Annotated in this window: 19 protein-coding genes; 6 read left to right on the plus strand and 13 right to left on the minus strand. The window is 64.2% G+C overall.

Going from position 1 to position 19,609, the window contains the following annotated elements; all coding sequences use genetic code 11:
* Positions 1–106 precede the first annotated feature (106 nt).
* The gene (locus BLW05_RS21860) at positions 107–346 is read right to left on the minus strand and encodes a hypothetical protein (protein ID WP_093165652.1); all 240 of its coding nucleotides are present in this window, start codon (positions 344–346) and stop codon (positions 107–109) included.
* Positions 347–488: 142 nt separating this feature from the next.
* Between BLW05_RS21860 and BLW05_RS21865 the strand changes: the two genes are divergently transcribed.
* Entirely contained in the window at positions 489–1,181 is a 693-nt protein-coding gene (locus BLW05_RS21865) for an ATP-binding protein (RefSeq protein WP_093165653.1), read from the plus strand.
* Positions 1,182–1,369: 188 nt separating this feature from the next.
* Here BLW05_RS21865 and BLW05_RS21870 read toward each other — a convergent pair whose 3' ends face one another.
* Positions 1,370–3,394 carry a 4-oxalomesaconate tautomerase gene (locus BLW05_RS21870; RefSeq protein WP_093165654.1) on the minus strand — a complete coding sequence of 675 codons (2,025 nt, stop codon included), beginning with the start codon at positions 3,392–3,394 and terminating at the stop codon, positions 1,370–1,372.
* Between the two features lies 1 nt (position 3,395).
* On the minus strand, positions 3,396–4,367 hold the full coding sequence (locus tag BLW05_RS21875; protein ID WP_093165655.1) for a Bug family tripartite tricarboxylate transporter substrate binding protein: 972 nt from the start codon (positions 4,365–4,367) through the stop codon (positions 3,396–3,398).
* A 156-nt stretch (positions 4,368–4,523) separates the two neighbouring features.
* On the opposite strand from BLW05_RS21875, the gene BLW05_RS21880 reads away from it, so the two are divergent.
* On the plus strand, positions 4,524–5,453 hold the full coding sequence (locus BLW05_RS21880) for a LysR family transcriptional regulator (protein WP_093165656.1): 930 nt from the start codon (positions 4,524–4,526) through the stop codon (positions 5,451–5,453).
* A 39-nt stretch (positions 5,454–5,492) separates the two neighbouring features.
* On the opposite strand, the gene dctA is transcribed toward BLW05_RS21880, so the two are convergent.
* From dctA to BLW05_RS21905, 5 genes are all read right to left on the minus strand, one after another.
* Positions 5,493–6,827: a C4-dicarboxylate transporter DctA gene (gene dctA, locus BLW05_RS21885; RefSeq protein ID WP_093165657.1), complete on the minus strand. Its 1,335-nt coding sequence runs from the start codon at positions 6,825–6,827 to the stop codon at positions 5,493–5,495.
* An 80-nt stretch (positions 6,828–6,907) separates the two neighbouring features.
* Entirely contained in the window at positions 6,908–8,254 is a 1,347-nt protein-coding gene (locus BLW05_RS21890) for a class-II fumarase/aspartase family protein (protein ID WP_093165658.1), read from the minus strand.
* A gap of 40 nt (positions 8,255–8,294) precedes the next feature.
* Positions 8,295–9,125: an HpcH/HpaI aldolase/citrate lyase family protein gene (locus tag BLW05_RS21895; protein WP_256330434.1), complete on the minus strand. Its 831-nt coding sequence runs from the start codon at positions 9,123–9,125 to the stop codon at positions 8,295–8,297.
* Between the two features lie 10 nt (positions 9,126–9,135).
* Positions 9,136–10,326 (minus strand): CaiB/BaiF CoA transferase family protein, encoded by a 1,191-nt coding sequence (locus BLW05_RS21900; protein WP_093165659.1) that lies wholly within the window; start codon positions 10,324–10,326, stop codon positions 9,136–9,138.
* A 30-nt stretch (positions 10,327–10,356) separates the two neighbouring features.
* Positions 10,357–11,217 (minus strand): HTD2 family dehydratase, encoded by an 861-nt coding sequence (locus BLW05_RS21905; protein WP_093165660.1) that lies wholly within the window; start codon positions 11,215–11,217, stop codon positions 10,357–10,359.
* A gap of 336 nt (positions 11,218–11,553) precedes the next feature.
* Here BLW05_RS21905 and BLW05_RS21910 point away from each other — a divergent pair, with 336 nt between their 5' ends.
* The 4 genes from BLW05_RS21910 (at position 11,554) to BLW05_RS21925 (ending at position 14,334) form a co-directional block, all read left to right on the plus strand.
* Positions 11,554–12,111, plus strand: a complete 558-nt coding sequence (locus tag BLW05_RS21910; RefSeq protein WP_093165661.1) for a fasciclin domain-containing protein — start codon at positions 11,554–11,556, stop codon at positions 12,109–12,111.
* Between the two features lie 41 nt (positions 12,112–12,152).
* Entirely contained in the window at positions 12,153–12,440 is a 288-nt protein-coding gene (locus BLW05_RS21915) for a hypothetical protein (RefSeq protein WP_093165662.1), read from the plus strand.
* 69 nt (positions 12,441–12,509) lie between these two features.
* On the plus strand, positions 12,510–13,097 hold the full coding sequence (locus BLW05_RS21920) for a lipocalin family protein (protein ID WP_093165663.1): 588 nt from the start codon (positions 12,510–12,512) through the stop codon (positions 13,095–13,097).
* Positions 13,098–13,377: 280 nt separating this feature from the next.
* Positions 13,378–14,334, plus strand: a complete 957-nt coding sequence (locus BLW05_RS21925) for a fasciclin domain-containing protein (protein ID WP_093165664.1) — start codon at positions 13,378–13,380, stop codon at positions 14,332–14,334.
* Between the two features lie 587 nt (positions 14,335–14,921).
* Here the strand turns inward: BLW05_RS21925 and BLW05_RS21930 are convergent.
* The 5 genes from BLW05_RS21930 to BLW05_RS21950 all read right to left on the minus strand — a co-directional run bounded on the left by BLW05_RS21930 (position 14,922) and on the right by BLW05_RS21950 (position 19,596).
* Positions 14,922–15,788: a gamma-glutamyltransferase gene (locus tag BLW05_RS21930; RefSeq protein WP_177142765.1), complete on the minus strand. Its 867-nt coding sequence runs from the start codon at positions 15,786–15,788 to the stop codon at positions 14,922–14,924.
* Between the two features lie 66 nt (positions 15,789–15,854).
* Positions 15,855–16,832, minus strand: coding sequence for a Bug family tripartite tricarboxylate transporter substrate binding protein (locus BLW05_RS21935; protein WP_093165666.1), 978 nt, complete (start codon positions 16,830–16,832; stop codon positions 15,855–15,857).
* Positions 16,833–16,886: 54 nt separating this feature from the next.
* Positions 16,887–17,873 (minus strand): Bug family tripartite tricarboxylate transporter substrate binding protein, encoded by a 987-nt coding sequence (locus BLW05_RS21940; RefSeq protein ID WP_093165667.1) that lies wholly within the window; start codon positions 17,871–17,873, stop codon positions 16,887–16,889.
* Positions 17,870–18,316 carry an aconitase X swivel domain-containing protein gene (locus tag BLW05_RS21945; protein WP_093165668.1) on the minus strand — a complete coding sequence of 149 codons (447 nt, stop codon included), beginning with the start codon at positions 18,314–18,316 and terminating at the stop codon, positions 17,870–17,872. Before BLW05_RS21945 ends, BLW05_RS21940 begins: the two co-directional genes overlap by 4 nt.
* Positions 18,313–19,596, minus strand: a complete 1,284-nt coding sequence (locus BLW05_RS21950; protein WP_093165669.1) for an aconitase X — start codon at positions 19,594–19,596, stop codon at positions 18,313–18,315. The genes BLW05_RS21945 and BLW05_RS21950 overlap by 4 nt, the downstream gene beginning before the upstream one ends.
* Positions 19,597–19,609 lie beyond the last annotated feature (13 nt).

The raw sequence follows: 19,609 nt of genomic DNA on the forward strand, positions 1-19,609 counted from the left end.
GCGGCGACAAATTGAGTAAGGCCGCCACTGCTTTGCCTCCTCAGCAGCGTCCACGTGAACTCGGTGGGCCCGAGTTCTTGAACGACAACGCAGAGCGCTCGGTTTGTCATTGGCGAGTCCACCGATGCTGCGTCCCGAACTCGAAGCCGAAGTACCGAATCGCCGCATGGCCTAGCGGTGTGAGCTCCGCCACCGTGGCGGCTGTCCGACTGTCGTTCGCGAGCGCTTTCAAGCTGAGCTTCAGGTAGCCTGCGTCCCTCAGCTGTTTGAGTTGGCACACGTCCTCACGCACGAAGTGCATCGGCAACTGGCCATTGAGGATGCGCTTGAGGATTGCTTGAGTCATGAGCCATTAGGCGCCGCATGCGGCATCGCGCCTTGACCTGCATCATGGATTGGACTTGGCTGGCAGGGTCTTTGGGTCGGCGTAGAAAAAGGGAGCATGATGCTCAATTGGCCGTTCTGAGGCCGCCGCGGAGAGGCGCTTCATGTCGATGCAACCGATTCCGCCTGGTCTGGACGGCGGCATGGCTGTCGGAGCCGCTGCTGCATTGACCGAGGTTCTGGCCAACTTGCGGGGGAAGTTGGAGAGACTGGAGCCCTCCGCCCTTCGCAAGGGTGACCTGTTGGTCGCCGAGTTGCTCTCATTCGCCGGGCGCCAGGAGCTGAACCCTACGCGCGTAGAAGTGCTGCCATTTCTTCGTTCCTTCGCCGACCTTCTGCGGCACGCTCTTGACGTCGACATCGATGTCATGGTCCAGGTCGACCGGGATTGCCTCCCGTGGCGCGTTGACAGGAAGGCGCTGGAGGAGGCCTTGCTTCAACTGGTGATGAACGCAAATACCGCGATGCCGGACGGAGGACGATTGCTTTTTCGCGCCTCGGTCGAGCGGCACAGTTGCACTGAGGGCACGTCACTCGAAGTTGTCGATACGGGTACCGGGATGAGCGCTGCCATCCTGCTCGTGGCCGCTTTGCCGTTCTTCACGACAAAGGAGCGCTCTGCGCTGTCAGGCATGGGACTGCCGGCCGTCGCGGGATTTGCGGCGCAGTCGGGCGGACACATGGACATGTCCTCGGTCGTCGGCGTTGGCACTACGGTCACGCTGAAGCTGCCAACGTTTGAGCGCCGTGTCGAGCCTTCTTCCGAGAAAGTCAGCGAAGGCGCTCGTTTATGTTGAACGACCGAGCCGAACGAGTGTTGGCAACGGACCGCCAGGTCCGCTCAGGGTCCAACGGACCGTCCAGAGCCGAAACTGTCGAACTGGGAGCCAGCACGGTCTTCCCGTTAGCTCGACCAACGACCACCCATCCAAAGCGAAGGCTCGATCCTTTAGCGGCGGACGCTGAGTTTTGCTTCCTGGGACCGTCAATCAAGCGCGAATTGGCGCGACTCTCTCGGCGCGATCGCCGCTTGAGCCACGACTTGGCGCCAACGGGCCAGATCACTCAGCATCCTTTGCCTGAGCGCATCGGCGTTTCCAGGTTCGGCCCGCGCACCATGGCTCTCAAAGCGTTCGATGACCTCCGGGTCGCTCAGTACCGCGTTGAGCGCCCGATTGAGGCGATCAATGGCTGAGATGTGCGTACCGGCGGGCGCAAACAGCCCATACCATTGCACGACCTCCACGCCCGCAACCCCTAGTTCTGCGAGCGTCGGCACCCCAGGAAGGGTCTCAAGGCGCTTGGGTCCTGCCACCGCCAACGCGCGCAGTTGGCCAGCGCGAATGAAAGGGTATGCCGTAAAGAGGCTTGGAAACATTACCTGCGACCGGCCAGTGACGGTGTCGGCAATAGCGGGTGCGGCCCCTTCAAAAGTCGAGCTCGACATCGACGTCCCGCTGCTGAGCTGGAACAGCTCGGCCGCGAAGTGCGGAGGCGTCCCATCGCCGGCTGATGCATAGCTGAAGCAGCGAGGCGCACCCTTCAGCCGAGCGATGAGCGTGTGCAGGTCGGGTGCGCCCTTGTCCGGATGCGAGACCATCAAGGTTGACGACGACCCCACAAGCCCGACCGGAGCGAAGTCCTCGACCGGGTCGTATCCCAGCTTTTGCAGTGCCGGATTCATCGCGTGCGTACCGACGTAGCCGAACATCAAGGTGTGGCCGTCTGGCGCGGAGCCCGCCACGTACTCGCTGGCGATGGCGCCGTTCGCCCCTGCGCGGTTATCGACCAATACTTCCTGGCCTAACAAGAGGCCCAGCTTTCCAGCGATGATTCGAGCCATCGTGTCGTTGCCGCCACCAGCGCGAGTCGGCACGATGATGGTCAAGGCCTTATGCGGAAAGGTTGAGGGCTTGCCGCTCGTCGCCTCGGGCCGCGAGAACACGTATTCAGGCAGATGCAGTTCGCCCTGCATGATTTTTCGCGCAGTTCGAACGAGGGCGGCACGCTCGACCGTCGCGGCGTCTGAGTTGCCCTTCAACTCGACTTCAACATCGATCTGACCGGCCGGGTGCAACACGACCAGACTGTGGCTTCCCGGCTCGCGGCCGATCCCACTTGCGACCGTTCCCGGCAAAGCGAACGCGCTGGCGACGCCGATAGCTCCCGTCACGGCATGTGACGCATGGCATTTGCGCGGCGTGAAGTAACGTGAGGTGATGCTGTCATTCGACTCACCCATGCTCACCAACACGGGCTTTGGAATCACACTGTTGGATACGTCGCCAAGGCCCATCCTGCGGCCGGCCTCCAGGCGAAGGCTTTCCAGCCGTTCGAGGAGCGAAGTGTTCGCGTCGAGCGCAGCGGGCTTCTCGCGCCCCGTGACACCGAGGTCAGCCGCGCGCACGATCATCAGGGGCATGGCCGCGTCGATGCAGGTCACCTCGATGCCGTCGATCGTGTCGATCCGCTTGCCTGTCGGAAAGACCTGCCCGGTGACCGCACCCCACGCATCGAGGAAGTTGAGCAGGATGGGTGCGGCGGTGCCGGCCACGCCATCGATGCGCGCCTCGCCTTCATAGGTCACCCGGCCACCGGGCGTGCGCACGGTGACATCAATGCGAGACCCGGTGTTGACGTTGTAGACGCGAACGTTGGTTGTGCCTTCCGTCGCCGACACCAGCCCCTGCTCGATCGCAAAAGGCGCAACGCCGGAGAGCATGTTCCCGCAATTCGGCCGCGTGTCGACCGACTGGTGGCCGACGCCCACCTGCGCAAAGAGGTAGTCGATGTCGCAGCCAGGTTGCGACGAGCGCGACACGATGGCTACCTTGCTGTTCAGCGTGCTGCCGCCGCCGACACCGTCGAGCTGCAGCGGGTCGGATGCACCAATCGCCCCGATCAGAGCCTGGTCGCGTGCCTCGTCACCTTCGGGCAACCACTCACGCAGAAAAAATGGTCCCCGTGAAGTACCCGCGCGCATCAGCACGCAGGGGATGGACTTGTTCATATCATTCGGCAGTGATCTTGGCCGCCTGGACGACCTTCTTCCACTTGACCTGCTCTTGCGCAACATAGGTGCGCATCTGGTCGGTCGTCATGGGCGATACCTCCGCGCCATGGTCTTCGAGGCGCTTGATGACGGTCTTGTCGGCCAACACCTCATTGAGCACCTTGTTGAGCTGCTCGATCACGGGCTTGGGTGTCTTCGCCGGTGCGAAGATGCCGTACCACTGCGAGACGTCGACGTCGGCGATTCCCTGCTCCTGAAGCGTCGGTACGTCCGGCATGAGCGCCGAGCGCTTGGAGCCCGCAACACCTACGGCCTTCAGCTTGCCGCCTTTGACGTACGGCATGGCGGTGAACAGACTGGGAAACATCACCTGCGTCTGGCCAGCGATGGTGTCCGTGATGGCAGGTGCAGAGCCCTTGTAGGGCACATGCAGCATGCTGGTGCCCGTTGAAAGCTTGAACAACTCCGCGGCGAAGTGGGGCGCCGTGCCGTTGCCCGCCGAGGCGTAGCTGGTCTTGTCCGGGGCGGCCTTGAGCATCGCCACGACTTCCTTTGCAGTGCTGGCCTTGACGGCCGGATTGAGCACCATCAGCGTCGCCGACGATCCAACCATGCCGACGGGCTCGAAGTCCTTGACCGGGTCGTAGCGAAGCTTCTGCAGGGCGGGGTTCATCGCATGCGTTGCGATGTAGCCCAGCATGAGCGTGTAGCCGTCGGGTGCTGCGCGCATCACATACTCGCTGGCGATGGCGCCGTTGGCGCCGGCTTTGTTGTCAACGATGACGGGCTGCTTGAGGGTGGCCGACATCGCCTGTCCGATGACGCGAGCCATGGCGTCGTTGGCACCCCCTGCGGCTGTCGGGACCACGAGGATGATCGGCTTTTCAGGAAAGGCGGCGGCTGCGCTGCCACAAGCCAAGGACGCCGCCAGCGCAATGGCCGCAACGAGGTGAATCTTCTGGATCTTCAATTTGTCTACTCCGGTGGAATGTCGAGGACTGGATACCTGGGCTCTTGCCTGGCCTTGGTCGAATGTTCCGCTCTTGGGAGACCTCTGTGAATTGCATGTTTAGGATCGATTGATGCACACTGTGGATCAGTGCAATGCATCGGGAGCCCATGCGCCATGGCCATCAACTTCAATCTCAACGATCTGCAGGCCTTCCGGGCAGTTGCCGAACTGAAGAACTTCCGCAAGGCGGCCGAGGCGTTGCATGTCTCGCAGCCCGCCTTCAGCCGCCGCATCGAGAAGCTCGAGGAAGCGCTCGGCGTGCGACTGCTCGACCGCACCACCCGGCGTGTGAGCCTGACCTCGGTAGGGCGCGACTTCGATCGCAAGGTGCAGCAACTTCTGGACGACCTCGACCACACGCTGTTGGGCATCCGTGGCGTGGCGGCGACGCGCATGGGCGAGGTGACGATCGCGTGCGTGCCTTCGACCGTCTACTACTTCCTCTCGCAGGTGATCGCGCGCTACCACGAACGCTACCCGAAGATCCGGGTGAAGGTTTTCGACGCCAGCGCCAACGAGGTGCTCTCGGCCGTTTCGCGGGGCGAAGCTGACTTCGGGCTCAACTTCGTGGGCGGCAAGGAGCCAGACATCGAATTCAAGCCTTTGCTGGAGGAACGCTTCGTCGCGGCTTGCAGGCGCGACCACCCGCTCGCGAAGAAGCGCCGGGTGAGTTGGACCGACCTGGGGCAGTACGACTACATCTCGGTCAGCAAGGCGTCGGGCAACCGGCTGCTGCTGGATCAGGCGCTTTCGGGGCTGGCCGGGCGTCCGCAGAGCATCTACGAGACCCAGCACGTCACGACGATGCTCGGCCTGGTGGAGGCGGGCCTGGGCGTGGCTGCGGTGCCTTCGATCGCCATGCCGGACGCCGATCATCCGCTGCTCGTGAGTGTTCCGCTCTACGACCCGGTGATCACCCGCAAGATCGGCCTCATCCGGCGCAAGGGCCGCACCCTGTCCCCGGCCGCGCAGCAGCTCTACGCATTCTTCTCCGAGATGAAGGCAAAGCGCGGCAAGCCCGAAGGGCGCCGCGCGGCAAGTTGAAGAGCTTGAAGCGGGCGCACCCGAAGCCCGCTCTCGATTTCAGTGTGCTGTGCCGGTGTGGCCGAGAGGCAATTGCAGGTCTCCGGCCCCCTCTTCGAGTTCGTGCTCGGTGTTGGCGTAGTTCGCCGCCAGTTCGCGCTTCAGTACGTCTCGGTCGCAGGCGTTTTCCCAGATGGAGACCACGATGCAGGCCACTGCATTGCTGATGGTGCTGGTCAGCGCCCGCGCCTCGGACATGAAACGATCGATCCCGACGATCAGCGCCACGCCGGCCACCGGCAGATCAGGCATGACGGTGAGCGTGGCAACCAAGGCGACGAAGCCGCTGCCTGTCACGCCCGCTGCGCCCTTGGATGTCAGCAGCATGATGCCCAGCATCGAGCCGATCTGGAGCCATGACAGATGGATGTCGCAGGCCTGGGCAATGAACATCGACGCCAGTGTGAGGTAGATGGCCGTGCCGTCGAGATTGAACGAGTAGCCTGTCGGAAGCACCAGCCCGACCACACCCTTCTTGCAGCCCAGTCGTTCCAGCTTGAGCAAGAGCCGGGGGAGCACTGGTTCGCTCGACGAGGTGCCGAGCACCACGAGCAACTCTTCCTTGATGTAGCGCATCAGCTGCCACAGCTTGAAGCCGTGAAGACGCGAGAGCACGCCCAGCACCACTGCGACGAAGAAGATGCAAGCCACATAGAAGGTTCCGATCAGCGCCCCGAGCGATCCGATCGACTTGATGCCGTAGCGCCCGACGGTGAACGCCATCGCGCCGAAAGCACCGATCGGCGCGAGCCGCATGATGATGCCGAAGGCCGCGAAAAGCATGTGCGAGAAGCCGTCGATGCCCTCGAGCACCGGTTTGGCGTTGGTGCCAATCTTCGTCAGGCCGAATCCACAGATCACCGCGAGCAGCAGCACCGGCAACACCTCGCCCTCGGCGAAGGCGCCGAAGAACGCGTTTGGAATGATGTGCATGACGAAGTCGGTGAAGCCGTGGATATGCACCTGATTGGCGAAGCGTGTCGCCACGGAAGCGTCGAGGTTCTTCGGGTCGATGTGCATGCCGGCGCCCGGCTGGAGCAAAAGGACGGTGACCAGCCCCGTGATGAGCGCCAGTATCGTCAGGGCGTAGAAGAGGCCCATCGCCTTGAGCAGGGTCTTGCCGATCTCCTTGGAATCGCCCAGCGAAGTGATGCCACTGACGATGGTGCAGAACACCACCGGCGCGATCATCATCTTGACCAGCTTGACGAAGCCGTCGCCGAGTGGCTTGAGTGCGGCGCCGAACTCGGGCCAGTAGTGGCCCACGGTGATGCCGAGGATCAGGCCGATCAGGACCTGGACGTAGAGCAGCTTCAACAGCTTTCGGATGTTCACGACGTTGTCTCCAGAATGAGGGTGCGGGATGCACACCGGTCTTCGCCGGTTCGATCCGATAGTGGAAGGTCGAGGTCGGCTTAGCGGCGCGCCGAGAGGACGCGGTCGACCATCACACCGGCCTGGCCGAGGTTGTTGGCCGGGTCGCACATGGCTTCGAGCTGGGCTCGCGAGACATGCTTGTTGACCTCCGGGTGGGCGACCAGGATCTCGATCAACGGCTGGTTGTCGGCGAGTGCCTGGCGGCACAGGTCATAGACGAGGTCGTGGGCATACTCGCGGCCGATGTACGGACCCAGGCCCATCATCACCGCCTCGGACATCACGAGACCGTTGGTGATGTCGATGTTGGCGCGCATACGCTTGGCGTCGACTTCCAGGCCCTTGAGGATGAACTTGGTTTGCTTCAACGCACCCGACATCAGGCAGAAGATTTCCGGAAGCGACACCCACTCGATCTCCCACGGCCCGGTCGAGCGCTCATGGTCCGCCACCATCGCGTCCATCAGCGCGGCCGCGTGCTGACGCGCAACCGAGATGTTGGCGTGGATGTAGAGGCAGGAGATGGGGTTGCGCTTCTGGGGCATGGTCGACGACGAGCCTCGACCCGGCGCGAAAGGTTCGAACACTTCGGCCACCTCGGTCTGCATCATCAGCTTGACGTCCATCGCGATCTTGCCGAGCGAGCCCCCGACCAGCCCGAGAAAGGCGCCGACCTCCGCGATGGTGTCCCGGACCGTGTGCCAGGAGATGAGCGGCTGCGCGAGTCCCAGCTCCTTCATCAGACCAGCTTGGGTCTCCATGGCGCCCTTTTCGAGCGAAGACAAAGTGCCCGACGCACCGCCGAACTCGCCCATCAGCACGCGGGGCTTGAGTTGCTGCAGGCGTTCGCGGTGACGATCGATGCCGGCCAGGATGCTCGCCATCTTGTAGCCGAAGGTGATCGGCGTTGCCTGCTGCAGGTTGGAACGTCCGATGATGGGTGTGTCGCGGTACTTCTTTGCCAATGAAGCGAGTGCATCGCCGATCTCGTCGAGATCCTGCTCCACCAATGCAAGGCCTTCGCGCATCTGCAGAACGGCGGCCGTGTCGGTGATGTCCTGCGTGGTGGCGCCCCAGTGGCAATACTCGCCGAGCTTGTCCCGGCAGTTCGCATTGATCTGGTTGACCACGGCAATGATGGGATAGCCGATCTGCTCGGTCTTGGCCTTGAGCTTGGCCCAGTCGATCTGCGACAGGTTGCAGTTGCGGACGATCTCGTCCGCCGCTTCCTTCGGGATGATGCCGAGTTCGCCCTGCACCTTGGCGAGGGCGCGCTCGATGTCGAGGTACTTGGCGGTGCGGTTCTCGTCCGACCAGACGTCGCGCATGCGTGCGTCCGTGAACATGTCGCCGAAGATGCGCGAGTCGATGATGGTGGAGGCCATGGTGCTTGTCTCTTTCTGCGGTGGAAGTGGGTGAATCAGTTCAGTTGCGGGCCAGGGCCAGCGTGCGTTGTGCCTGCAGGACGACGGGCCGGTCGACCATGCGTCCGTCGAGCCGGGCGGCGCCGGGCGATGCGGCATCGGCAATCAGGACGCGCCGAGCCCAATCCAGCGCCTCCGCGCTCGGGCACAGCGCCGCGTGGATCGGCTGGACCTGGCGGGGGTGGATGCAGAGCTTGGCGCCAAAGCCAAACCGTCGAGCCTCCGCAAGATCCGACAGCAGGCGTGCCTCGTCGTCGATCTGCGGCGTGACGCCTGCGACCGGCGGCGGAAGGTCCGCCAGGCGCGAGGCGATCGCGATGCGGCTGGCGGCATAGGCAAGGCCCGAACTCTCCGTCGAGATGTCCATGTCGAGGTCGAGCGCGAAATCCAGCGTGCCGAAGACCAGGCGCTGCACGCCCGCGGTTGCGATGCGGTTCACTTCCGACGCGCCGCGTGCGCTCTCGATCAGCGCGAGGATGCCGGCACCAGGCAGTGCAGCCCGGGTTTGGGCAATCTGCGCGGCGGACTCGGCCTTGGGCAACAGCACGCTGATTCCGTACGCGTCGGCCAAAGCCGCAAGGTCGGCGGCGAACCAGGATGAGCTGGCGTCATTGATGCGCACCACGACGCGCGACCGCTCTTTCGGCGCCGCACTCCCCAACCACGCGGCGACAGCGCTGCGTGCCGTGGCCTTGTCGTCGCTGGCAACGGCATCTTCGAGGTCGAGAACGACTTTGTCGGCACCGCTGACCAGTGCCTTGCCAAAGCGCTCCTGACGCGTTCCTGGCACGAAGAGGTAAGTCCGGGCGGGAGGCATCGTTTCGGCGGACATGGCGGTGACCTCAGACAGCTTTGGATGCGTGCAGCCCGGCAATCTCGCTGGGGCTGTAGCCGAGTTCGGCCAGGATCGCGTCGGTGTGCTCGCCAAGAGCGGGCACCGGGTCCATGCGAGGACCGGTGTCCCAAGTGCCAGGCGGCAGCATGGCCGGTACCGGACCCTCGGCCGTGCCCACCTGGGTCCAGCGATGCCGTGCCTCGAGCTGCGGATGCGCCCAGACATCCTTCATAGTGTTGACCTGCGCATTGGCGATCTGCGCGAGTTCGAGTCGCTCGACCACCTGCGTACCGGTCAGCGGCTTGAAGGCGTCCACGATGATCTGGCGCAGTGCCGTCCGCTCGGCCACACGCTTGAAGTTGGCGGTGAAGCGGGGATCCTTTGCGAGATCGGGTTGCTCCAGTACCTTGTCACAGAAGCTCACCCATTCGCGTTCGTTCTGCAGGCCCAGCATCACGGTGGTGCCGTCGCCTGCCGGGAACGGACCGTAGGGATAGATCGTCGCATGGCTGGCGCCGGTGCGCGGCGGAGGCGCGGCGCCTTCGAATGCGTAGTAGAGCGGGTAGCTGGTCCATTCAGCGAGCGACTCCAGCATGGAGATGTCGATGCGTTGGCCCTTGCCGGTCTGGCCGCGCTGCAGCAGCGCCGCCAGGATGTTGCTGTAGGCGTACATGCCGGCGGCGATGTCCGCGATCGAGGGGCCCGCCTTGCAGGGCTCTTCGGGCGTGCCAGTCACGGAGACGAAGCCAGCTTCGCTTTGGATCAACAGGTCGTAGGCTTTCTTGTCGCGGTACGGGCCGGGATGGTGCGGATCGTCGCCATAGCCGGAAATGTCGCAAACGATCAAGGGTGGCTTAACGGCTGAGAGCTTGTCGTAGCCCAGGCCGAGGCGTGTCGCGGCGCCCGGCGCCAGGTTCTGCACGACGACATCGGCTTTCTCCATGACCAGGCGCTCGAGAATCGTGGCGGCCTCGGGGTGCTTCACGTCGAGCGTGAGGCTTTCCTTGGAACGGTTGGTCCAGACGAAGTGCGACGCCAGGCCGCGAACGCGCTCGTCGTAGCCGCGGGCGAAGTCGCCCGAACCTGGGCGCTCGATCTTGATGACGCGGGCGCCGAGGTCGGCCAACTGGCGAGTGGCGAAGGGCGCGGCGATCGCGTGCTCCAGCGTAACGACGGTGATGCCCTTGAGTGGCTGCATGAGATTCTTTCTTGACGATGTGGTGTAGGGTCAGCGCAGCACTGCGGTGGCATCCATGGTCAGCCAGCCCTCGTGGTCGGAGGCCCAGAGGTGGATGGTCTTGCCGTCCGCCTGCGGTTGGCCGCTGACGTGGAATGCGTTCAGGTCGAACGTCGGCCGGACGGCCTTGAAGCGGAAGCTCGCCACGTCGGCCTCGGGCATCTGTCGGCGCAGGAGGTCCATCAGCAGGGTCGCGATCAGCGGACCGTGCACGATCAGCCCCGGATAACCCTCGACCGTCGTCACGTACTGGCGGTCGTAGTGGATGCGGTGGCCATTGAAGGTCAGCGCCGAGTAGCGGAATAGCAGCACATCGTCGGGCACGATCTGGCGACGCCAGGCGGCGTCGGCCGGTGCGGCTTGCGGCGGTGGCACTACATCGTTCGGCCCTTGGGCTTCGCGGTACACGATGTCATGGAACTCGACGAGCGCCGGCTCGCTGGCCTCATTGCATCGCACCTCATGGCGCACCTTCACGAACACAAGCTTGCCGGTGCGGCCCTCCTTGGTCGTGACGTCGTCAATCGTCGAGGTTCGCGTGACACGGTCGCCGACACGGATCGGAGCGCGAAATTCGAACTGGCTGCCGGCCCACATGCGCCGAGGTAGCGGAACTGGCGGAAGGAAGCCTCCGCGCTTGGCGTGGCCGTCGGCTCCAATTTCGCTCTGCCGGTGCATCGGCAGGAAGTAGAGCCAATGCCAAAGCGGGGGAAGCGCGGTGCCTGCAATGACCGGCGTCACCGGATGGTCCAGGGTCGCGGTCAGTGCGACTACCGGGGTGGGATTGACAGTGTCTTCGACTGTTTCGCTGCGTCCGATCCACGATTGCAACTGATCTTGCGGTGCGTTCAATGTCGTCTCCTTCGTTGACTGCGCCAAGCGGCAGTCGTTCTGGAGAGGAAGTTTGCGACCCGTGCTTCGTTAAGAGAATTGCAATGTTTGATCGTATTGATGCATGTAGAGCATCAGCAACACGATCTCCATCGGTGGCTCGCAGACCGAGCTGCTCAATCCGCGCCTGGTCTTCGTCAGCGTCTTCGTAGGTAGAGGCTCGAAGGGTGGGTGCAACGTCTGACGCGACGCCTGGCAATTCGCAACACGAAGAGCTGATCCATTCAGCCCGGCTGCACCGTATGAGTTGCAACCGTTGCGCATTTCGTGGCGGCTCGCCCAACCAGGAGCACATCCATGCAGACCAGATTCAAGCCCGCGGCAACCATTGCTCTCGCGATTTCCGTGATGGTCGGTGCGGCATCAACGATGGCCGAGGTCATCGTCGGCGGCGCGCCGATGTTGCCAACCAAGGACATTGTCGACAACGCGGTGAGTTCGAAAGACCACACCACGCTGGTGGCCGCAGTGAAGGCCGCCGGGCTTGTCGAAACCCTCAAAGGCCCCGGCCCCTTCACGGTCTTCGCACCGACGAACGAGGCGTTTGCGGCCTTGCCGCCCGGGACAGTCGACACGCTCCTGAAACCCGAGAACAAGGCCATGCTGAACGGTGTTCTGACCTACCACGTGGTTCTCGGCAAGGTCGACGCCGCGACTCTGACAAAGAAGATCAAGGAGGGCGGCGGGATCGCGACCCTGAACACCGTGGCGGGCGGTGCGCTCACCGCGAAGGCCATGAGCGGCAACGTCATGATCGTTGACGCGAATGGGAACGCAGCCACCGTGACCATCCCGGACGTCATGCAGTCCAACGGCGTGATTCACGTCGTCGACAAGGTGCTGCTCCCCAAATGAATCCCGCCGTTCGACGCTCATCCACTTCAAGAGGAAAAGCTATGAGATCCAGAGACATCGCGGTCGCGGCACTGTGCGTTCTGTCAGCGTGCGGCACCCAGGCCTTCCAGGGTGAGCAGAACCCGCTGCCACCGTTGCCCTTCCAGTCGACGCAAACGCGCACCGAAGTGCGCGAACAAGCCATGAAGCCCATGCAGATCAGCAACGGGGGAAGTGCGGTCGCCGCGCGCGTTGACAGAGCTGACCGTGCCGAGGTGCGCGCCGGTGCTCGTGCCATCACGTCCCGGGGCGCAGCCGCCTATGGCGACACGACATTCGGTGCAAACTAGGGTGTGCGGCTGACCCCCGCGCCGCGCTCTGCAGCCTGAAACTTCAGACCTGCTTTCCAGGACATAGCGATGCTTGTTGGCTCTTCGAAGCGATCTATCCCAATAAAACTGGCCTTCGCATTGGCATGGGCGACACTGATCTGCGGTTGCGCAGTCGAGCAGAGGGAGCACGCGCAGGCCGCTCTGCCCGCTGTCGATCTGCCCAACTACATGGGCGAATGGCATCAGATAGCACACATTCCGAACTGGTTTCAGGCGTCATGCGTGTCGGGCGCGAAAGCGACCTACCGCCTTCTGAGATCGGGGGAGGTCGAGGTGCGGAACGAATGCCAGACGAAGTCGGGTCTCGATTCGGTCGTTGGCGTCGCGCGGCCCCGTGCTGGGGCCACGCTCCAATCGGGTCAGTTGCGGCCTGCAACTCTGGAGGTGGCATTCGCTCCCAGCTGGATTCGATGGGCGCCGCTGGCGTGGGCCAACTACGACGTCGTCTATCTTTCCACGGACACACGCGTCGCCATCGTCACGGAGCCTTCCCGCCGCTACCTGTGGGTGTTGTCACGTACAAGCACGATCAGCGACGACGAATGGATGCAAGTCGAGCGCCGTTTGAAGCAGTTGGGCTTCCGGAGCGATCAGTGGGTCAAGGACTCCGGGTGAAATCGCGGGATTGCTCGCAGATCGTGATCATGCCCGCGAGCCGCAAGGGTTCCGCCCTGACGTGACTAGGTACTTGCCCGCCACCATTGCGAGGCAGGCTTTCAATCGGGTCGGGTGGGGTCGAGTGGACGTGGGACTCTACGTCGTGCGTCATGCCGCGAAAGAAGCGCGATAGGGTTTTCACCAAAAGTCCGTGCGGCCCGCCGATTCGTAGAACCCAACGGAAGCCGCCGAGCGCGCGGCCTCCAGTTGTTCTCATCCATCTGCACAGGAGTAGCTCATGAAGATCTCTCTCACGCGTCGCGCAATCCTCATTGGTTCCTTGGGAGGCAGTGTTGCCTTGGCGGGTTGCGGCGGAGGTGGAGGCAACCAATGGCTGGGCGCGTTTGCGCAGCCGAACATCGCGCAGGTCGTGGCTTCCCGTTCAGACCTCAGTGTTCTGTCCGAAGCCATCAGCAAGGCGGACCTCACGAGCACACTTTCAGCGGGCGGGCCGTACACGCTGTTTGCTCCGAACAATGACGCATTTGCGGCGCTGCTCGGAGAACTGGGGACGACGAAGGACGCGCTATTTGCGGACAAGGCGCTTCTGGCCGCAGTCCTGAAGTATCACGTGCTCAACGCAGCCGTTCGCCAGGCGGACATTCCTTCCGGCAAGGCGATCGAGCCGGTCGGTGGCGGGTTCTTCAAGATCGAGACACAAGGCTCCAGCGCGCGCATCACCGATGGCCGCAACCGCGTCACGAACATCATCGCGACAGACATCACGGCGCAGAACGGGGTCGTTCATGTCATCGATCGAGTCCTGCTACCTGCCAACAAGAACATCGTGCAAACAGCGCAGGGCGTGCCCAGCCTGAGCATCCTCGTCGAGGCCGTGGTCGCCGCAGACCTCGTGGCGACCCTCCAGGGGCCCGGGCCGTTCACCGTATTCGCGCCCTCGAACGATGCCTTTGTCGCGCTTCTGTCCGAACTCGGTATCACCAAGGACGCACTCCTGGCCGACAAGGCGCTGCTGACCAAGGTGCTCACCTACCACGTGCTTCCAAAGCGCGTCCTCAAGGCCGAAATCCCGCTCAACTCACCGATCCCGACGGTTCAAGGCCAGAGCATCACCATCAACAGCAGCCTGCAGATCATCGATCAGCGGGGACGGACTTCGGGCATCTCCGCGACCGACATCTTCAACACCAACGGGGTGGTTCACTTGATAGACAAGGTGCTCTTGCCGTCTTGATCCATCACGATCCGGCGCCGTTCGAGCAGAGGAGATCCGACCCCGCAGCCCGTCGGTCCGTTCATGGCCCCGCTCTGTCGGGCCGATGAACGGGCCACATTCCGCACGCGCTCGGGATGCCCGCTGTAATCGGTTCTCAATGACGGGACGCTGCCTCAACCGTGGTCCAGACGTCCACCTTGGCCTTGGCCAGACAGCGCAGCCTTTCACGCACTTCCCGAGGTCGTGTTCGCGCGCTCCCGAGAGAGATTCGGCCCTTGAACTCGTTCGCGGCGAACAGGTCGGCATGACCGAAGACGCGGTCACCGGCTCTCTTGACATTGATTGCGATGGAGACGTCGCGATAGATGATCGGATCTGAACATGCTTCTCGCATAGCCGCCTCCATCAGGGTGCACGACGGAAATGACCCGTCGTGTTTCTGGCTTTCCACCAGGGCGTGCGGACCGGTCGCATGGGCGGCGCATCTCCTGGAAGGCTGAATCTCGCCAGTTCTTCACGACCCTTTTCGGTGATGGCCAGCACGTGGGCAGCATGGCCCGCGCCCGAAGGCGTCAGCGCGCCGGGAGAGGCGGGGGTGAGCGCGATCACCAGACCCGCAGCGCGCAGAAGCCTGATCTTGTCGATCTCGACAGGGGTTCGGAAAGTTGCCGGCAACGAGCTGGCGGCAAGCTGTCTGAGCAGGTCCATGGCCATTTGACAACCTCCTTTTCAACAATGACCAAAGCGAGCGAGAAATAGCGTCTACCGCTTCGAAGATCAAGAGGTCCGACACCGACCGACAAAAATTTAGCCTTTTGTTTCCCCAGGCACGTTGTCTGACTGGATCCGGGAGGAATGGCAGTGCTCCAAAGGGGGCGTCGCACTCGCCATGCGGCCAGCGGGAGCGGCTGCTGGCGGCCGGCGCCCCCGCCGGCAGGCTGCCTCTTGAAACCATTCTTGGCCGCTCGGTGCGCGAACAGGCCGCCGTTGTCGCGCGAGAAGCGCACCAGGTCTTGCGCGGCAGGCCCGGCATAGAAGCCTTGCTCGCCTTCGCATGCGATGGCACGCAGCACGTCCGCAAGGCGAGGCTGCAGCAGCCGTTCGCCTGCGGTAAGTGCGCGGCCGTTCGGAAGCATGAACTCGGCAAAACCTGGCTGCGACTTCACCCGTGCGCCGGCAAGCGCCAAGTTGCGCACGAGCTCTTCGGGTGCGGCGACGCCTTGCTCCGCCAACCGAATCGCGGGCGCGAGCAGTTGTTGCAGCGGAACCCGCCCAAAGCGTTCGTGCGCGCGCGCCCAGAGTCGCACCAGGGTCGGCACCACGGCCGCGCGCGGGCCGCGCTGCGGCATTCCGGCTTCGAACAGCTTGCCTTGGGCGGCCAGCGGTGCACGGCCAGCGTCCAGCGCTGCAGGACATCCGGGAGCAGTTGGGTCGATAGAGAGGTATACGTCCTCGCCGATCTGTTTCGGCACCACCGACCTGGAACGTTGGAGAAGTGACTCGCGAGTCCGCCGCGGCGGAGGACGACGGCGCGGCGTTCAGTCCAGCCTGATGTTGGCGCGCCGAATGTATATCCCCCACTGGTCGTAGTCGCTGCGCACGCGCTTGGCGAACTCGGCCGGTGGCTCGTTGTCCACCGGGTCGAAGGCCATGGTCGCCAGCATGTCGCGAAAGGTTTTGGCCTTCGCTGCAGCCGCGACGCCTGCGTAGAGCTTCTGCAGGACCGGGGCGGGCATGTTGGCGGGCCCGAACAGGCCGTTCCAACCCCGGATCTCGAAGCCCGGCAGGCCCAACTCGAGCAGGGTGGGGGTGTCCGGCATCAGCGAGCGGCGCTGCGTGCCGGCGCTGCCGAGGATGCGCAGCCGGCCATCTTTGACGTACTGGACCGCCGTAGAGGGCGAGTCGAACATGATCTGCACTCGCCCAGCCAGAAGATCCTTCAGTGCGTCGGCGCTGCCTTTGTAGGGCACGTGCACGATGTCGATGCCGGTAGCCAGGCGCAGCACTTCACCATAGATGTGCGAAACGGTGCCCGCGCCGAACGAGGCGTAGGCGAGCTTGCCAGGATTGGCCTTGCCGTAGGCGATGAACTGCTGAAGGTTGCCGGCGGGCAGCGACGGGTGCATGACCAGAACGACACCCCCGGAAGTGAGCCGGGCCACCGGCGTGAAGTCGCGCAGCGCGTCGTACTGCACCGAGCGCAGGGTGTGCGGGTTCTGCGTGACCACGCCGTCCGAGATGTACATCAGCGTGTGGCCGTCCGGCTCGGCTCGTGCCACTTCCATCGCGCCGATGCCACCGCTTGCCCCAGGCCGGTTCTCGACGATGACAGGCACCCCGAGGATGGGCCCCAATTCCTGGGCGAGCGCGCGAGCCTGCGTGTCGGTAGGGCCGCCGGCGGCGAAGCCGACGATGATGCGAATGGGCTTGCCCGGCTTCGGGAAGTCCTGCGCGCGGGCCAGCGTCGGGCCGAGCAACAGCAGGGATGCCAGGGGCAAGAACTGACGGCGTTGCATTGAGATGTCTCCGTAGGTATTGACGAGAAAATTCCAGGTTGGGGAAAAAGATTGCTAATCCAGCCGGGCACCGGTCGACTTGATCACCGGTTCCCATTTGGCCATCTCGGCCAGGATGTAGGCGTTGTATTGGCCGGACGTGGAACCGATGGGTTCCTGCCCGATGTCGCGGATCCGTGCCAGTACCTCTGACTGCCCCAGCACGGCGGCAAAGTCGTCGCGAATGCGGCTCACCAGCGCCGGCGGCGTGCCGCCGCGCGCCACCAGACCGAAAGCGCCGGAGAACTCGTAGCCGGGCACGGCCTGCGACATCAGGCTGGCCTGCGGCGCGAGCGCGGCGGGCCGTTCGCCCATGGTGCCGATCAACTTCAGCCGGCCGTTGCGCACATGTTCCATCGCGCCCTGGGTGAGCGGATCGGCCAGCAGCTGCACGTGCCCGCCCAGCAGGTCGGTCATGGCCTGCGCGCTGCCCTTGTAGGGCACGCTCTGCATGCGCGTACCGGCCATCGTGTTCAGCAGCTCCATGGCGAGCAGAGTCTGCGTGGTGGCATAGGCGTAGGCCACGCGGCCCGGGTCACGCCGCGCGAGCTGCACCAGCTCGGCTGGCGTGCTGGCCGGCAGCGAGGGGTGGGCGTACAGCGCCATATGAAAGCGCGTGAGCAGCATCACCCCGGTCAAGTCCCTCAGCGTGTCGTATGGCATGCGAGCGGACAGCATGGGATTGATCACATGCGAACCCGTGACGATGCCGAGCGTGTGGCCGTCGGGCGCCGAACGGGCCACCACCTCGGTGCCCAGCATGGTGTTGGCGCCCGGCCGGTTGTCGACCACGACCGGATGCTGCCATTGGCGCGCAAGGTTTTCGGCGATCTGACGCGCCAGCGCGTCGGTGGCGCCGCCAGGAGGGAAGGGGACGATGAGCCGCACCGGCCGGACAGGAAAGCCGGGCGTAGGAGCGGGCTGCGCCCGAGCGGCGGGCCCGATCATGGGCGTGAGTGCGGCGGCCGAGGCGGCGAGGAAGCGCCTGCGCGGGAGATTCATGTCGTTGCCTTCTTCTTTCGCACCTCGACGATGCCCTGGTCGGCGTCCACGCGTACCCAATCGCCGGTCTCGATCACAGAGAGCGGGTCGCGGTCGAAATCGGTGAGCGCCGGGGCGCGCGTCACCACCGCGCCTAGCGCGATTTTTGCGCTCATGTCGTTGAACAGCATGGCTGCCGGCGCTACACCCAGCGACCGCGTGAGGTGAAAGGCGTTCGACCAGCCGGACGAGCCCTTCGCGCCGGGAAACACCAGCACCTTGCCCGCGAAGCTCACGCCGCGAAGCTCATGCCGGACCTCGACGATGGTGCCGGTGCGCGAATCGATGCCGCCCCAGCCGGAGATGGCCTGCCGCGTCACCAGCGCCTCGCCCTCGGCCGTCCCTTCGACGACACAGCGGCCGCGCAACACGATGGTTTCTGCATCCGGGTCGATGCGGTTCATCGTGGACCTCCTCTCCACTGGCCGGTGCAGGCTGCGTCGATGCAGTCGGCGGTGGAGCCGAACCAGGCCTCGACCCCCAGGATGGCTGGCAGGTAGTGCGCCTGCTTGGCCGAATCGAGCGCCACCACGCGGGTGCCTTTCGGCGCCGCACGGCTCATGGCCGAGCAGCTGTCGGTCAGAAGATGGCCGCCTGCGGCCTCGATGATGCGGGTGTAGCCGTTGCGGTCGGCCAGCGACTTGATGGCGCGCGGCGTGAAGATCCACAGCGCCGTGTTCTCGCTGACGCGGCGGCCCTCCAGCAGGCGGGCCGCTTCCCAGATCTGTTCGATCGTGTAGTGCGGGCAGCCCAGCATCACATAGTCCACCGCGGTGCTGCGGCCGGTCGCGTTGAGCTTCTCCCAGGTCTGACGCCGTTCGGCTTCTCCGTAGCGCAGGGTCTGCGCCGGGGTGTTGCGGCCGAAGGCCTGTTCGCGCGTATTGGCTTCGGGCGTGACGCCGACCAGGTGGTACATCTCGACGCCGCCCGACGACGATGCGGCCGCGCCGAAGTGCTTCAGCCGCGCCAGATTCGGCAGCGGGCCCAGCCCTTCGACCACCGGGACCTTGTCCTGCACCATGTCGCCGATCCAGTAGCCGAGCATGCCCCAGTCCGCGGTGCTTTCCACCGTCGTCTCCACTCGCACAGCGTGCGTACCCAGACGGTTCTCGTCGACGTGGTAGCCCCAATAGGGGATGCGGCCGGTGAGCATCGCGGCGCCGACGCTTTCGCGGCCTTCGGTGTTCGTGCGCGCGCCGATCACCGCGTTGCAGTAGATGACGGCCGACGACTCCATCCAGGCGCAGTGCTCACCGCGCGTCGGGATGTTGCCCACTTGATAGGGCGTGCAAGTGTTGGCGGCTTGTACGCCCAGGCCCGTGATGTAGGCCTCGCCCTTGCGGTAGAACTGGACGGTCTGTTCGTCCACGCCCATGAGCGCCGCGTTGTGAGGATCGAATCCCAGCTGCACATGCGTGGTGAAGGTTTTTACGCGCGGGATCTCGACCGTGTCGTCGCTGTCCAGGCTGAACTCGGAGAACACGCCGTCCATGCCGCCGCGCCGCATGGCGTAGTCGCGCATGAAGGGCGTGGTTGCGCTGATCGAGGCGACCACGTTGTTGGTTTGCACCAGCCGCTCGGCGCCCAGCGCGCGGCCATAGCGCATCAGCAGGTCCATGGCGCGCTGCACGGCCGGGCCGTCCCGGCCGTCGAGCATGGCGCTCTCATCAGAAGTCAGGTGCATGGCGATTCCCTTC

It is taken from the genome of Variovorax sp. YR216, from assembly GCF_900107745.1.
Taxonomy (GTDB): Bacteria; Pseudomonadota; Gammaproteobacteria; order Burkholderiales; family Burkholderiaceae_C; genus Variovorax.

Coding starts and splice junctions, on each gene's coding strand:
- BLW05_RS21910 (WP_093165661.1), top strand. CDS start 11,554: ATGCAGACCAGATTCAAGCCCGCGGCAACCATTGCTCTCGCGATTTCC.
- BLW05_RS21900 (WP_093165659.1), bottom strand. CDS start 10,326: ATGCAGCCACTCAAGGGCATCACCGTCGTTACGCTGGAGCACGCGATC.
- BLW05_RS21880 (WP_093165656.1), top strand. CDS start 4,524: ATGGCCATCAACTTCAATCTCAACGATCTGCAGGCCTTCCGGGCAGTT.
- BLW05_RS21950 (WP_093165669.1), bottom strand. CDS start 19,596: ATGCACCTGACTTCTGATGAGAGCGCCATGCTCGACGGCCGGGACGGC.
- BLW05_RS21865 (WP_093165653.1), top strand. CDS start 489: ATGTCGATGCAACCGATTCCGCCTGGTCTGGACGGCGGCATGGCTGTC.
- BLW05_RS21915 (WP_093165662.1), top strand. CDS start 12,153: ATGAGATCCAGAGACATCGCGGTCGCGGCACTGTGCGTTCTGTCAGCG.
- BLW05_RS21925 (WP_093165664.1), top strand. CDS start 13,378: ATGAAGATCTCTCTCACGCGTCGCGCAATCCTCATTGGTTCCTTGGGA.
- BLW05_RS21895 (WP_256330434.1), bottom strand. CDS start 9,125: ATGTCCGCCGAAACGATGCCTCCCGCCCGGACTTACCTCTTCGTGCCA.
- BLW05_RS21945 (WP_093165668.1), bottom strand. CDS start 18,316: ATGAACCGCATCGACCCGGATGCAGAAACCATCGTGTTGCGCGGCCGC.
- BLW05_RS21890 (WP_093165658.1), bottom strand. CDS start 8,254: ATGGCCTCCACCATCATCGACTCGCGCATCTTCGGCGACATGTTCACG.
- BLW05_RS21935 (WP_093165666.1), bottom strand. CDS start 16,832: ATGCAACGCCGTCAGTTCTTGCCCCTGGCATCCCTGCTGTTGCTCGGC.
- BLW05_RS21870 (WP_093165654.1), bottom strand. CDS start 3,394: ATGAACAAGTCCATCCCCTGCGTGCTGATGCGCGCGGGTACTTCACGG.
- BLW05_RS21920 (WP_093165663.1), top strand. CDS start 12,510: ATGCTTGTTGGCTCTTCGAAGCGATCTATCCCAATAAAACTGGCCTTC.
- BLW05_RS21940 (WP_093165667.1), bottom strand. CDS start 17,873: ATGAATCTCCCGCGCAGGCGCTTCCTCGCCGCCTCGGCCGCCGCACTC.
- BLW05_RS21860 (WP_093165652.1), bottom strand. CDS start 346: ATGACTCAAGCAATCCTCAAGCGCATCCTCAATGGCCAGTTGCCGATG.